Origin of the sequence: Paenibacillus polymyxa (genome assembly GCF_018614975.1) — a bacterium.
Lineage (GTDB): Bacteria > Bacillota > Bacilli > Paenibacillales > Paenibacillaceae > Paenibacillus > Paenibacillus polymyxa_E.
This window is the reverse complement of record NZ_JAGGNR010000018.1, coordinates 36,912-49,878: the sequence shown is the minus strand read 5'-3', so window position 1 is coordinate 49,878 and position 12,967 is coordinate 36,912. Positions and strand designations below refer to the sequence as shown.

10 protein-coding genes are annotated in these 12,967 nt (G+C 48.7%); 6 read left to right on the top strand and 4 right to left on the bottom strand.

The features are described 5' to 3' along the window. Window positions 1-13: 13 nt before the first annotated feature. The 4 genes from J7E78_RS16900 to J7E78_RS16885 are packed head-to-tail and all read right to left on the bottom strand — an operon-like array spanning window position 14 to window position 5,093. Complete coding sequence (locus tag J7E78_RS16900) at window positions 14-1,120, bottom strand: GerAB/ArcD/ProY family transporter (protein ID WP_215077387.1); 1,107 nt, start codon at window positions 1,118-1,120, stop codon at window positions 14-16. 24 nt (window positions 1,121-1,144) lie between these two features. Then, window positions 1,145-2,236, bottom strand: coding sequence for a GerAB/ArcD/ProY family transporter (locus J7E78_RS16895; RefSeq protein WP_215077386.1), 1,092 nt, complete (start codon window positions 2,234-2,236; stop codon window positions 1,145-1,147). Window positions 2,237-2,255: 19 nt separating this feature from the next. After that, entirely contained in the window at window positions 2,256-3,470 is a 1,215-nt protein-coding gene (locus tag J7E78_RS16890; protein ID WP_215077385.1) for a Ger(x)C family spore germination protein, read from the bottom strand. Window positions 3,471-3,476: 6 nt separating this feature from the next. Then, window positions 3,477-5,093, bottom strand: a complete 1,617-nt coding sequence (locus J7E78_RS16885; protein WP_251035099.1) for a spore germination protein — start codon at window positions 5,091-5,093, stop codon at window positions 3,477-3,479. Between the two features lie 465 nt (window positions 5,094-5,558). Between J7E78_RS16885 and prfA the strand changes: the two genes are divergently transcribed. The 6 genes from prfA to J7E78_RS16855 all read left to right on the top strand — a co-directional run bounded on the left by prfA (window position 5,559) and on the right by J7E78_RS16855 (window position 12,871). Then, window positions 5,559-6,626: a peptide chain release factor 1 gene (gene prfA / locus J7E78_RS16880; protein WP_215077384.1), complete on the top strand. Its 1,068-nt coding sequence runs from the start codon at window positions 5,559-5,561 to the stop codon at window positions 6,624-6,626. A gap of 24 nt (window positions 6,627-6,650) precedes the next feature. Next, window positions 6,651-7,535, top strand: coding sequence for a peptide chain release factor N(5)-glutamine methyltransferase (gene prmC, locus J7E78_RS16875; protein ID WP_215077478.1), 885 nt, complete (start codon window positions 6,651-6,653; stop codon window positions 7,533-7,535). Between the two features lie 85 nt (window positions 7,536-7,620). Further along, window positions 7,621-8,841: an FtsW/RodA/SpoVE family cell cycle protein gene (locus tag J7E78_RS16870; RefSeq protein WP_215077383.1), complete on the top strand. Its 1,221-nt coding sequence runs from the start codon at window positions 7,621-7,623 to the stop codon at window positions 8,839-8,841. Window positions 8,842-9,112: 271 nt separating this feature from the next. Further along, window positions 9,113-10,333 (top strand): FtsW/RodA/SpoVE family cell cycle protein, encoded by a 1,221-nt coding sequence (locus tag J7E78_RS16865; RefSeq protein ID WP_215077382.1) that lies wholly within the window; start codon window positions 9,113-9,115, stop codon window positions 10,331-10,333. A 258-nt stretch (window positions 10,334-10,591) separates the two neighbouring features. Further along, complete coding sequence (gene spoIIR, locus J7E78_RS16860; protein WP_215077381.1) at window positions 10,592-11,251, top strand: stage II sporulation protein R; 660 nt, start codon at window positions 10,592-10,594, stop codon at window positions 11,249-11,251. A 420-nt stretch (window positions 11,252-11,671) separates the two neighbouring features. Continuing rightward, window positions 11,672-12,871 (top strand): L-threonylcarbamoyladenylate synthase, encoded by a 1,200-nt coding sequence (locus tag J7E78_RS16855; protein WP_397330591.1) that lies wholly within the window; start codon window positions 11,672-11,674, stop codon window positions 12,869-12,871. The last annotated feature ends 96 nt before the right edge of the window (window positions 12,872-12,967 follow it).

Genomic DNA, 12,967 nt, shown 5'->3' with positions numbered 1-12,967 from the left:
TCAGCCTCAATATTTAAGATGGTGTGCTATTTAATCTGAATCGTTTCTTGATCCATCCAAAAATCAGTAACAGGACAGGAAGCGCTACCCCCATGAAGATAAACAACGTTCGTAGCGCTAGATTACCCTCCTCAATATGTTCTGGAAAACTTCCGGCGCTTGCGAGTGAAGTCAGTAATATCAGGAGACCAACAGGTAGAATCATCCTGCGCTCATCCTGAATGTGGAAGATATCGGTAATCGCGCTCACGCAAGCATAATAAAACATCGCAATCTTGAAAAACACCCCGATAATTAAGGTCAGAACAACAAAAACGTCCAGCCTTTGCACAATTGAACCAATGTCGATCAAACTGATCATGTACAGCAAGGGGAATGTACTGCGTGAGGTGATATCTGTACCGAGAATGGTGATCTGTAGCATACTCGATATGGTGAGAACAATGCCACTGATTACCACAGCGACAAATCCGAAACGAATCCCCTTTTTCGTTTGATTGATCAAAGGCAGCAGCATCATGAAGCAGATTAATTCGCTATATGGAAACTCGAAGGTTTGCTGCAAAACGGATATCAGAACAGGGCTCCAGCCGTTTCCAAGGACGGGAAATAGTCGCTCCGTCTCAATCAGGCGAGAACAGAGTAAAAAAAACATGCTGAGCAGACCGGTCAGCAGTAATACGACCAGGAAAATTTGTGCTGTCCGGGCCAAAACTTCTATTCCTTTGTTTAAGACATAAGCAACGGACAGAATCATTACTGCCTCCACGACAGTAAGAGGAGTTTGATCGAGGACAGAATTGATGAGCAAATTACCGGCGTCTCGCAGATCCCTTGCAGCACCGTACATAAAAAAGATAATGTACAACATTCCTGCGACAAAGCCAATTCTTCTGCCCAGCATCGTCCTCAGATGGCCAGTCAGCCGAAGGTTCGGGGCAAGAAGGTGAAGAGCCGCGTATACTCCGAACAGGAGAAATCCTCCAGCAGCTCCGAGCAGATTTGCCAGCCAGGCATCTCTTTCAGCACTTGTCCCCAGACTGACCACAAGCGCTGTTCCCATATTAAACAGTATCATTAGAGCAAGCAATTGCTGAGAATTTATTTTTACTTTGTCCACGTTCTGTCCCCCCTGTCATTCACTTTACTTCATGAGCTTGCCCAGTTTGGCCACCATCCACAAGACGAGAGGAATGCCCAAGCCAAACGTAAGAAAAACAGTAAACAGCAAAATATCTCCTTCCTCGATCTGTTCTGCAAAATTACCTGAAAGCACCAATGACATCAGCAACACAATCACTCCGATCGGGACCACAAGCTTTCGATAGTCCGGAACCTGAAACAGATCTGTGGCAGCCATGATGCCTGCATAAAAAAAGATTGCGATTTTAAAAAAATCCCCGACAATCAGTGTGAGCACTACAAAAACGTCCAGACGTTGTACAAAATCGCCGATGCTGATCAAGCTGATGGTGTACAAAAGCGGAAAGGTGGCCCGTTCAGCTATTTGAGCTCCCAGAATTGCGATATTGGTTGCGCTGGAGTAGGAAAGCAGGATTCCGCTGGTTAGCACTGCGGCAAACCCCGCCCGTATTCCGCGCCCGGAGGTATTATTCATATATGGCAAAAGCATTGTAAAACAAATCAATTCTTCATACGGGAACTGGATGGTTTGTTTCAAGGTGACATTCAGTACGGGAAGCCAGCCGTTCCCCAATACAGGAAGCAGATGATCCATCTCGACGATTCCGGAGAAATACATCAGCAGGTTGCTGATCACCGCCAAAGCTCCCAGGGTAAAAGCAAAGATCAGGGCGGTTCGAGCCAGCACTTCAATGCCCTTGTTCAGCACATAGGCAATAGACAGGATCATCACTGCACTGACAACGATCTCGGGCGTCTGATCCAGTACGGAGCTGATCAGCAAATCCGAACCTTCACGTAAATCTCTTGCCGCTCCATGAATGAAAAAAAGAACGTATAGTACACCCAGCAGCCACCCAAGCTTTTGACCCAAAATAGCTCTTATATATCCTGAGAGCGGGAGCTTGGGATACAGCCGATACAGGGAGATGTATACGGAGAAGATGAGCATGCCTCCTACCAATCCAAGAAGGATAGCGATCCAAGCATCTTTTTCTGCTTTGGTCGCAAGAACACGTATGATCGCGGTCCCTGTATCAAATAGCAAGATTAAGGAAAATAACTGTCCTGGACTGAGTTTTGCTTTTTCCACGCTGTCATCACCCCCGTACTTACTGCTCTTCTTTCTTAATCTCATGCAAATATGGCTTCGTGATCTTGCCTGTGCGTCTGATCTTCGACTCCACAGTTACATCAAATTCACAGGTGGAGAATAACGTATCCCATTGTTTCTCTATCTTCTTCCAGCCCTTGGGATTAGCCCGTTCAATGGCTTCCCCAAAACCGAGCACATCCGTTTTCATGGATTGCACCTTTCTGACGGCTTGTACAATCTCTTCTTTAACCTTTTCATTCCACTCAAGCTCGAGCTTGCGAAGCTCCGCTGAACTGGACGGATCAAATGACGAACAGATGACCTCTCCCACCATGCCAACATCCCGAATCCCGATATGTACAATCGGCTGCCCTCCCCTCCAATCAGCCTTGATCCGTGTCTTCGTGTTGAACACATCAATGGCAATTCCGTTCTTGTGATCTTGGCAATCGAGACTGACAATGGTGTAGTTGATGTTATTGTTGATCCAAGCGACTCCCCGTGACTCTCCATTATTGAGCCAGCCGATCAATTTACCCTCTTTGAAGAGGCCTATGCCGTCAAGTGAAATCTCTGCAGGGACATCGGTCCGCTCCAGGCTCGACTTGTATTTTGCCAGCTCTTGTTGGCCGGAAAGTTTGATTCCGTTGACAACGGGTCCACCTCCTTTAGTCAGCAGACCACGAATGACATCATCGATGCTGACCTCGTAGTTTTCGCCAAAAACTTTTGCCGTTGTTTTTAGCTTTCCCAGCATAGCATTGGCCGGAATGCTTTCGATGGGGGTGAGAGCTTTAAGAATCGATTCGGCATCCGTGTTTTTTGCGATAAACACACGGGTCCTCAGTCGAGGTTCCGCATCCCGCTCCATGAAGTCAAATATTTCCTCCATTCCATTTCTTGCCAGATCCTCGCCGATAATCAAATCACTCACATGTTGGACATTAAGCCGTCGGGGAATTTTTTTGGATGCCTTGCGGGCAGCCTCCAGCAAAGTACGTCCATCGCTGGAATATACAACAACCGGGACGACAGCCCCTGATTTATTACCGGCAATGGCCCGAGCATTAACCACCTGAAACGAGAAGTGATATAAATCAGTTTCGGGCACCCTATCAATACCTATGGCCAAAGGGAACGCCAAATCGTTAAGTTCGCGGTAGTTCCAGCATCCGCTCATAAGCAGTAAGGAGAGAATGGATAACACCAGGAGCTTATATCTAAGGTTCACGGCTGTTCATTCCTTCCGGTGTGTTCGTTGATTATTTGAAGAAGAGGTGTCCTCGTTTGCATGAGACTCGGATATGGGCTGTGAGTGCGAAGTTTGAGGACGTGTAATTTCTGACTTTAACGGAGCTCGCCAAATGGTATCCTTTTGACCTTTCAAGTCAAATGGAGAGAATGGAGACATATAAGGCGTGCCAAAAGACTTTAAACTGGTCAAGTGAGCGACCAGAATAATCATGGCGATGATGATCCCGTAAAATCCCAATGTGGAGGCAGCCAGCATCAGCGGAAAGCGGATTAGCCTGGCGGCGTTGGTTAAGGTGTAGCCTGGTAAAGCGAAACTAGAGATGCCTGTAAGTGAAACAATGATAACCATCATGGCGGTAACGATGCCTGCTTCTACGGCCGCTTGTCCCAGCACGACGGCACCCACAATCGATACGGCTTGTCCCACAGCCCTGGGCATACGTGTGCCAGCCTCGCGCATGATCTCAAAAGCTATCTCCATCAGCAGTGCTTCAATCGCAACAGGAAATGGAACCCCCTCGCGCTGTGCTAACAGATTAATGGCCAGAAGTGTTGGAATCATCTCATGATGGTAAGCTGTGACGGCAATATATATGGAGGGCACAAGAATAACAATAAAAAAGCTCAAATATCGAATGGCCCGCATAAAGGTGGTGAAATCGAATCGTTGGTAATAATCTTCTGCTGCTTTGAAAAACTGTGAAAAGGTAGTTGGCAAAATCAATGTGTTTGGCGTGCCATCAACCAGTACAGCGATTCGCCCCTCAAGCAGATTGCCAACCACGACGTCCGGCCGTTCCGTATTGTATACCGTCGGAAAGGGGGACAGGATATCGTCCTTGACCAGATCCTCAATATATCCAGATTCAAGAATGGCATCAATATGGATGTCCTTTAAGCGTCCTTTCACTTCTTCGACAAGATGCTCCTCGGCAACATTTTGCAGGTACATGATTGCTACCTCGGTGTTGGAGACCGTACCGATATTCATCGATTCCAGCCATAAATTCGGAGTTTTTAAGTGCCGGCGAATGAGCGAAATGTTGGTTGCAATGGATTCGGTAAAGCTGTCTTTTGGACCGCGAATATTGATCTCCGTTTCGGGGGGCATGATACTTCGTTCCTTGCTGCTCCGAAGATTGGCTATGATGCAGTTACTGAATCCATCCACAAGAACGATTAGATCCCCCGATAAGATAGAGTTCACCATGCTGTTCCAATTGTTATGAATACGAATGTCACCCACACTCAATGCCCTGTCCTTAAAAAAGTCAAAGAGGCTCTTTGTATCCGTATCGAGGGGCAGAGTAGCACTGAACGGCACATCTACCAATAAGGATTGGGCAATGAAATCATTAATTCTCTCTTTGTCAGCCAACCCCTCCATGTAGACGACTGCAACGTGAGCGTTGGAATCGCGATGTGACTGGAAGGTGCGGATAATGATGTCCGAGCTGTGACCAAGCTCATTTTGGATTTGCAACAGCTTTTGCTGCAAGTCTTTCTCCAGTGGATGATTTTCATCTTGAACATCCATAGAGAAGCCGATTTCGTTGGATTTACGTATTTTCTTCAAACGAAAGTACCGTCTCAAGGACATGAACATCCTCCTTTGATGATCTGGTGTTGATGTGTATTATCAGTAATATGCAGGAAATTATACGGAAAACAACGAAATCCTGGATTAAGAATTCGCAGACGTATGTTCGCCTTGTTAGAAGTGCTGTATTGTCCGGTAAACAGTTACTATTCAGGAGCATAAGAATATGCTATAATTAAGAGTCGTATACCACGTAAAAATTCGCGCTTGAACAGATGAGCTGAAGCGGATTTCATACAGGGTACACGATTTCTTGATTTCACTTTAAAAGTAAAGGATTTGATGACGTTGTAGCGATGTTATACGTCGATCATACAGGAATGTGAATACATGCTGCGGTCAGGGGATTCGGTGAGAATCCTGTGCGTTGTGGAATATAGATTATAGATGTTATGAATAATGAAACCGAAATAATTATTAAAAACGATATTTGCATGGACAAAATAATGTGTGAGGTGACTATACATGTTGGATAAATTACAGGCGTTAGCCGACCGTTATGACAAGTTGAGTGAGCTTTTGTGTGACCCGGATGTGGCAAGTGACAACAAAAAGCTGCGGGAATACTCCAAAGAACAATCCGATCTGCAACCGACTTATGAAGCGTACAATGAATACAAACAGGTAAGTCAGGATCTCGAAGCTGCGAAGGAAATGCAGGGTGAGAAACTGGATGATGAGATGCGCGAAATGGTCAAAATGGAGATTGAGGAACTGAGTGCGCGCAAGAAGGAGCTGGATGATCTGATTCGTGTGCTTATGCTGCCGAAAGATCCAAATGATGACAAGAATGTTATCGTGGAAATTCGCGGAGCGGCTGGTGGAGATGAAGCAGCGTTGTTTGCAGCAGATCTGTACCGGATGTACACACGTTATGCAGATGCACAAGGCTGGCGTGTAGAGCTGATGGACGTTAACACAAATGATCTCGGTGGATTCAAAGAGGTTGTTTTCCTGATCAACGGACGTGGCGCTTACAGCAAAATGAAATACGAAAGCGGCGCACACCGTGTGCAGCGTATTCCAACCACCGAATCGGGCGGACGTATTCATACGTCAACTTCAACGGTTGCGGTTATGCCTGAAGCCGAAGATTTCGATATCGAAATTCATGACAAAGACATCCGCGTCGATACGTTCTGTTCGAGTGGTGCTGGTGGACAATCGGTTAATACCACGAAATCGGCAGTACGGGTAACGCACGTTCCAACGGGAATCGTGGCGACATGTCAGGATGGAAAATCACAGAACTCCAACAAGGAAAAAGCGTTGCAGGTTCTGCGTACACGGATCTTCGATATGAAACGTATGGAAGAGGAAGCGAAGATCTCTGTTGAGCGGAAGAGCAAAGTAGGAACGGGTGACCGCAGTGAGCGTATTCGTACGTACAACTTCCCGCAAAGCCGTGTGACGGATCACCGTATCGGTCTGACAATGCACAAGCTGGATCAGATCATGAACGGGGAGATTGAAGATATCTTGTCTGCACTGACGATTGCTCAGCAGACTGAGTTGATGGATAGAGGAGAATAATCTGTGTCCCGCGCGCAGTTCGTTATGACGCCGGAACAGAGCTGTCGGGAAGCCTTCGTGGAGGCTTCCTCTTTTTTGGAAAAGTGCGGCGTGTACGAGCCGCAAAACAATGCCCGGCTGCTGCTGGAACATGTACTCGGCGTTTATGGCGCCGCGTATTACATGATGCAGCCAGAGCCCTTTCCCAGCGAGCATCGCAGCCGCTGGGAGGACGCCGTCACGCGCAAGGCTGCGGGTGAGCCGGCGCAATACATTATCGGCAGCCAGGAATTCTATGGGCTGCCGTTCGAGGTCACGCCGGCCGTGCTGATTCCGCGGCCGGAGACCGAGCTGTTGGTCGAGGCTGTGCTGCGCGAAGCCGACCGCGTGTTTCCCGACGGCGCTCCGCTCGCCGTCGATATCGGCACGGGCAGTGGGGCCATCGCGGTGACGATGGCTTCACTACGCCCGCGCTGGCAGGTCGGCGCCGGAGATCTCTCGGCGGCTGCCCTGCAAGTGGCCGCGCGGAACGCGGCCGCGAACGGGGTACAGATCGACTTCCGTGAAGGCGATCTGCTGGCCCCGTTCGCCGGGGAACGGGTGGACATTCTGGTGTCCAACCCGCCGTACATCCCGGCGGCAGATATCGCCGGGTTACAGCAGGAGGTGCGCGATCATGAGCCGCGCATGGCACTGGATGGCGGTCCGGACGGGCTTGCACCGTACCGGATCATGCTAGAGCAACTGGCTCTGCTGCCTGCGCCGCCGCAGATCATTGGTTTTGAGCTGGGCCAGGGGCAGGCTCGCGACATCGCAGCTCTGCTTGAAGCGGCAGGACATTGGCCGGAAATCATCATTGTACCGGACCTTGCCGGAATCGAGCGGCATGTCCTGGGTGTTCGTACTTCGGAACAGGTGACGAAAATGTAAGGTTCCGCGGGTTTTCTTTTTGCCGTGAAATCCTCTACAATGAGATATACCGAAGATTTCTGAATGCTTGGGGGAACATAATTACATGCTGCACAAATTTAAAAAGATAGACTATTCTATTGTGTTTATATTGGTTATTCTGATGGTTATCAGTATTCTGTCGATTTACAGTACAACGTTTGGTCGTCCGAAGCTGGAGGGACTCCCGAAAAGTGCAGTGATCTTTTATATTTTGGGCTTCATCGTCTTTTTTGGGATGTCGATGATCAATTATAAATTTATAATCAAAAATTATTTATATATCTATGGCGTAGGTATGCTACTGCTCATTTTCGTAATGTTCTTTGGTAAAGAGTATTATGGTGCAAAAGGGTGGCTGTCCATCTTCGGGGTCAGTTTGCAGCCTGCTGAGTTGTTCAAGCTATGCCTGATTGTGTTTTTATCGGCCTTTTTGGCCCGAAAGAAGAATCGCCCGCTCTATTTTGGACGTGATGTTATTCCGATCTCACTCTGTGTTCTGCCGCCGTTACTACTCGTATTACTTCAAAATGACTTGGGAAATGCGTTAAGTTATGTTGTCATTCTTGTGGGCCTTTTATGGATTGGCAACATTAAATTTACACATGCCCTCATTGGTTTTATTATTGCTGTGGCTACCTTTATCGGCGGTACACAAGCATATATTCATTATCATGATGAGATTGTTAAATTTCTGAATGACATTGGACGTTCGCACTGGGCGGATCGTTTTGATCCCTGGCTTGTGCCAGAGCTGACCTCAAGAGATGTACTCTGGCAGACGTATAATGCAAAGCTTGCGATTGGTTCTGGCGGAATTACGGGCAAAGGATATCTGGAAGGCACAACGATTCAGTCGAATCGGGTGCCGCTGGCCTATGCAGACTCGATCTTTGTGCAGATTGGGGAGGAATTTGGTTTCATCGGTGCCTCGGTACTGCTTCTCCTGTACTTTATCCTGATTCACAGGCTGGTGCTGATTGCACTGGAGTGTAAGGATCGCGCGGGGCCTTATCTCATTGTTGGGATTATAGCGATGCTGCTCTACCAGATCTTTGTCAATATTGGTCCGTTCATTGGTCTGATGCCATTGACAGGGATTACGCTGCCGTTTATCAGTTCGGGTGGTACCTCCATTATGATCAACATGATCAGCATGGGTCTTGTGATGAGTATTAAGGTCCACACGGAAGAGAATGAGGATATTCTTGGCTCTGCGGAACAACCGAGTATTACAGATCTGGTGATGAAATTGCTAAGACGTAAGCCATCCCAGCAGGAACAATAACATTCTCGAATCAAACTGTGAAATAACACGTTAGATTGATGTATATAAGTTAGATAACTATAGAACCCTGGAACAGATCAGCCCCACTCACTTAGGGATGAATGTTTCGGGGTTTTATTGTGTTTGTACGGTGGGAGACAGGCCGTGGAGTTGTTTAATATTCATCCTGAAGCAATCCTGATTTCCTTTTTATTATCCAATTATATACAATGGTAATATTGAGTTCAATTGGAAATCATAGAATGCTAGATTCAGGGGGATGGACGGAGTCATGGTGAGAATGTTGAAAAAGATGGACGGTGTGATTCTTTTTGTCATGCTGTTGCTCATGATTATTAGTGTATTTGCGATTTATAGCGGAACGCAGACAGATGCCAAACTGGCGAATCATCATGTCAAAACGATTTATTTCTATGTAGCCGGGTTCATTGCGGTGCTAGTGATCGGGCTTGTGAATTACAAGTTATACGTGAAATATGCGTTTTATTTGTATGGCTTGGGGATCATCCTATTGATCCTTGCGAATGTCTTGGGCAGTTCGATCAATAATGCTAATGGCTGGCTGAAGCTGGGCGAGAACTTTTCTTTTCAACCGGCAGAGTTGTTCAAGATGATTCTGATTCTGTTCCTCGCCCATTTAATTGTGAAGAGACAACGAGGCACGCTGAAATTTTGGAGAGATATTGTGCCGATTGGCTGCTGGACGTTTATTCCGTTTGCCCTTGTTATGGCTCAGAATGATCTGGGAAATGCGCTGGGGTATGTGGTGATTCTGGCTGCGGTATTCTGGATTGGGAATATGAGGCTGAAGCATGCATTGATTGCACTCGCGATTGTGGGAGTGGCGTTTTTTGGCTTTGTTAAAACCTATACCTTCTACCATGATGAAGTGTTCACCTTTCTTGAAAAGATAAAACGTGAGCATTGGGCAGAGCGGATTGATCCCTGGCTTGTACCGGAAAAGGCTACCTCCAAGGCTTCCTGGCATACGAAAAATGCAGGTTTAGCCATCGGTTCAGGGGGCATCATCGGCAAAGGTTATTTGCAAGGAACATCCGTTCAGAGTGGACGAGTTCCCTATACGTATTCTGATTCCATTTTTGTTGTAATCGCAGAGGAGTTTGGCTTTGTTGGTGCATCTGTACTGATTTTGTTGTACTTTATTATGATTCAACGTATGGTGTGGATTGCTCTGACTTGCAGAGATCGCGCGGGACCCGTCATCATTGTAGGTATTATCGGAATGTTGTTGTATCAGGTATTTGAGAACGTGGGGGCGTTCCTCGGACTGATGCCACTCACAGGTATTACGTTACCGTTCATCAGTTACGGCGGCACCTCTTTGCTTATTAATATGGCTTGTATCGGTGTAGTCATGAGCATTAAGTTGTATGGACAAGAAGAGGAGGATGAACTTCTCATAGGGGAGCAGCAACCTCGGCTGTCGGAACGTTTATGGAATATGCTCAAGAAAGAGAAAAGTGCTGTGTAACTGTTGAGTCGGTGTAGGTGGATAAGTAAAGCGGTGGAGCGTATAACGTGATCGTTCGTAGGAATAAAGAGGTTGATTTGCCCTGTAACCAGGTGCAGATCAGTCTTTTTTAACATGATGGGTGAGAAAGTGTGAATGAGAGAATCAATATAGTAGATTTATTGCAAATGCTAGGTTTACTTTTGTCTCCCCGGGGCATACTGATAGACATGAGAGAGTTGCAGGTAGCGTGATCAGAGAGCCGAGGGGGAGAACGGAATGAGCAGACGAATTGTAAAGCAAATCGGACTTATTATTGTATGTCTTATGATGATGATCATGATGTGGGAGGGTCAGAAAACGGATGCAGCTGTGGCGGCCACAGAGATTCCGGAACAATCGATTCGCTTGCGTATTCTAGCAAACTCGGATGCACCGGGAGATCAATTGGTGAAACGTGAGATTCGGGATGCTGTCGTTGCTCAGATGGGCGAGTGGGTAGCCAAACTGGAGAATCCGCAAAGTTTGGATGAAGCGCGCAAGGTTATTCGTGAGCAGTTGTCCGAGATTGAGAATAGAGTAGGAGAAGAGCTGGCGAGTCGTGGTTTGCATTATGCATATCAGGTGGAACTGGGTTCTGTTCCGTTCCCGACCAAACTATATGGAGGTACCGTCTATCCTGCCGGAGATTATGAAGCGGTTCGAATCACGCTGGGCGAAGGCAAAGGTCAGAACTGGTGGTGTGTGTTGTTCCCGCCGCTGTGCTTCATTGATGCAGGGACCGGGGATGCACTGGCGAAACCTTCAACCGTATCGGCGGCAGCAGCTGAACCTGGAGATACAGAGGCATCTGTGCAGGGAGATACACCGGAGGCGAGATTCTTTCTGTGGGACATGGCTGTGAAACTGTGGAGTTGGATAACTGGATTATTCGCATAACAACGTATTTATAATATGAATAAGGGCGACTTCGATTCTGGAAGCTGCCCTTTTGATATGAATTGGTAGCGAAGTTATAGTGAGACTCATGCGTGGAGTGAAGTGTGAAGGGCATCCGAGGCGGGACAGGTATGTTATAATTACTTATAGTGCGTGTTCAAAAAGTCTGGTTTTCAGTACCAAGAAGATGGAATGAAGCTAGAAATGGAGTAGCGGAGCGTAGGCAAACTACGTAAGCAACGGACATTTCGGCTGAATTTCATATTCGACGTTGATGATGCTGCTAGGCATCTATCGTAATCAAAAGCGTACTTTTTGAACAACCTCTTATATTGAATATGGATATGAACTAACCTACTTGAAGTTTAGGAATGATGATATATGAGCAGAGAAAACGAACCATTGCAACACACCTCTGAGATGAGGGATGGTAGAGACGAACGTGATACGAAAGCTCCGGGAGAACTGGTCACCGAGATGTGGGATGTACGCGTCTTGGTGAGCGCTGAGAACGATCACGGATTGGGTAATATTGAAATGTTAGATGTGAAAAAGGGGAGCGCCGATCAACAGGCGCTCGCCGACTTGCAGGCTGCCGCAGCCTGCATTCGTCTCGGTCAGACGGTAGCCTTTCCGACCGAGACGGTCTATGGCCTGGGTGCTGATGCGCGTAGCACAGCAGCCGTGGAGGCTGTATTTGTCGCCAAAGGCCGACCTTCCGACAATCCACTGATTGTGCATATCGCGCACCGTGACCAGTTGGATAATCTGGTCACGGAAGTGAACGAAACAGCCGAAGCGCTGATGGCGGCCTTCTGGCCGGGACCACTGACGCTGGTGCTGCCGATTAGGCCAGGGGCGGTGTCCCCGCGTGTCACAGCCGGTCTGGACACGGTGGCCGTGCGCATGCCGGACCATCCGGTTGCCTTGCAGTTGATCGCGGCGGCGGCATGCCCTGTGGCTGCGCCAAGCGCCAACCGCTCCGGGCGGCCAAGCCCGACACTCGCGGCCCATGTGCGCGAGGATCTGGATGGCCGCATCGGCGGCATTGTGGACGGCGGCCCCACCGGGGTGGGCGTCGAGTCCACGGTTGTGCAGGTCGGTGACGACGGTACCGTCACCATCCTGCGCCCTGGCGGCATTACGGCGGAACAGCTGTCCGCCGTTGCCGCCTGTGTCGCCACGGACCCCGCGCTACTCGCGGAGGGGGCCGATGGCGTGGGCAGCCCGGCGCCGCGCTCGCCGGGCATGAAGTACACGCACTACGCACCCGCAGGGGCGCTGTGCGTGGTGGAGGGGCCGCCCGCAGCGGTGGCGGCCTGGATCAGCGCCGCCCTCGCAGAGGCGGCGCAGCGCGGAGAGCGCACCGCGGTGCTGGCGTTCGCCGAGCACGCGGAGCAGTACCGCGCCGATGCCGTGTTCTCGCTGGGTGACGCCAGCGAGCTGGAAGAAGCAGCGCGCAGGCTGTACGCCGCGCTGCGCAGCTGCGATGAGCAAGGCGCCACATATATTGTGGCGGAAGCCTGCTCACGCGAAGGGCTGGGAGCAGCCGTCATGAATCGGCTGCTCAAGGCTGCAGGTAACCAACTCATACAAGTTGGCAACCAGCGCCCCTTATAACCTCTCCTGATCATACAGTCAGGAGAGCTAATCACTCTTTTTCCAAAACAAAATCAAGATTCTATAAAGCCAGCATCCAACCATAGATCCGTCGCC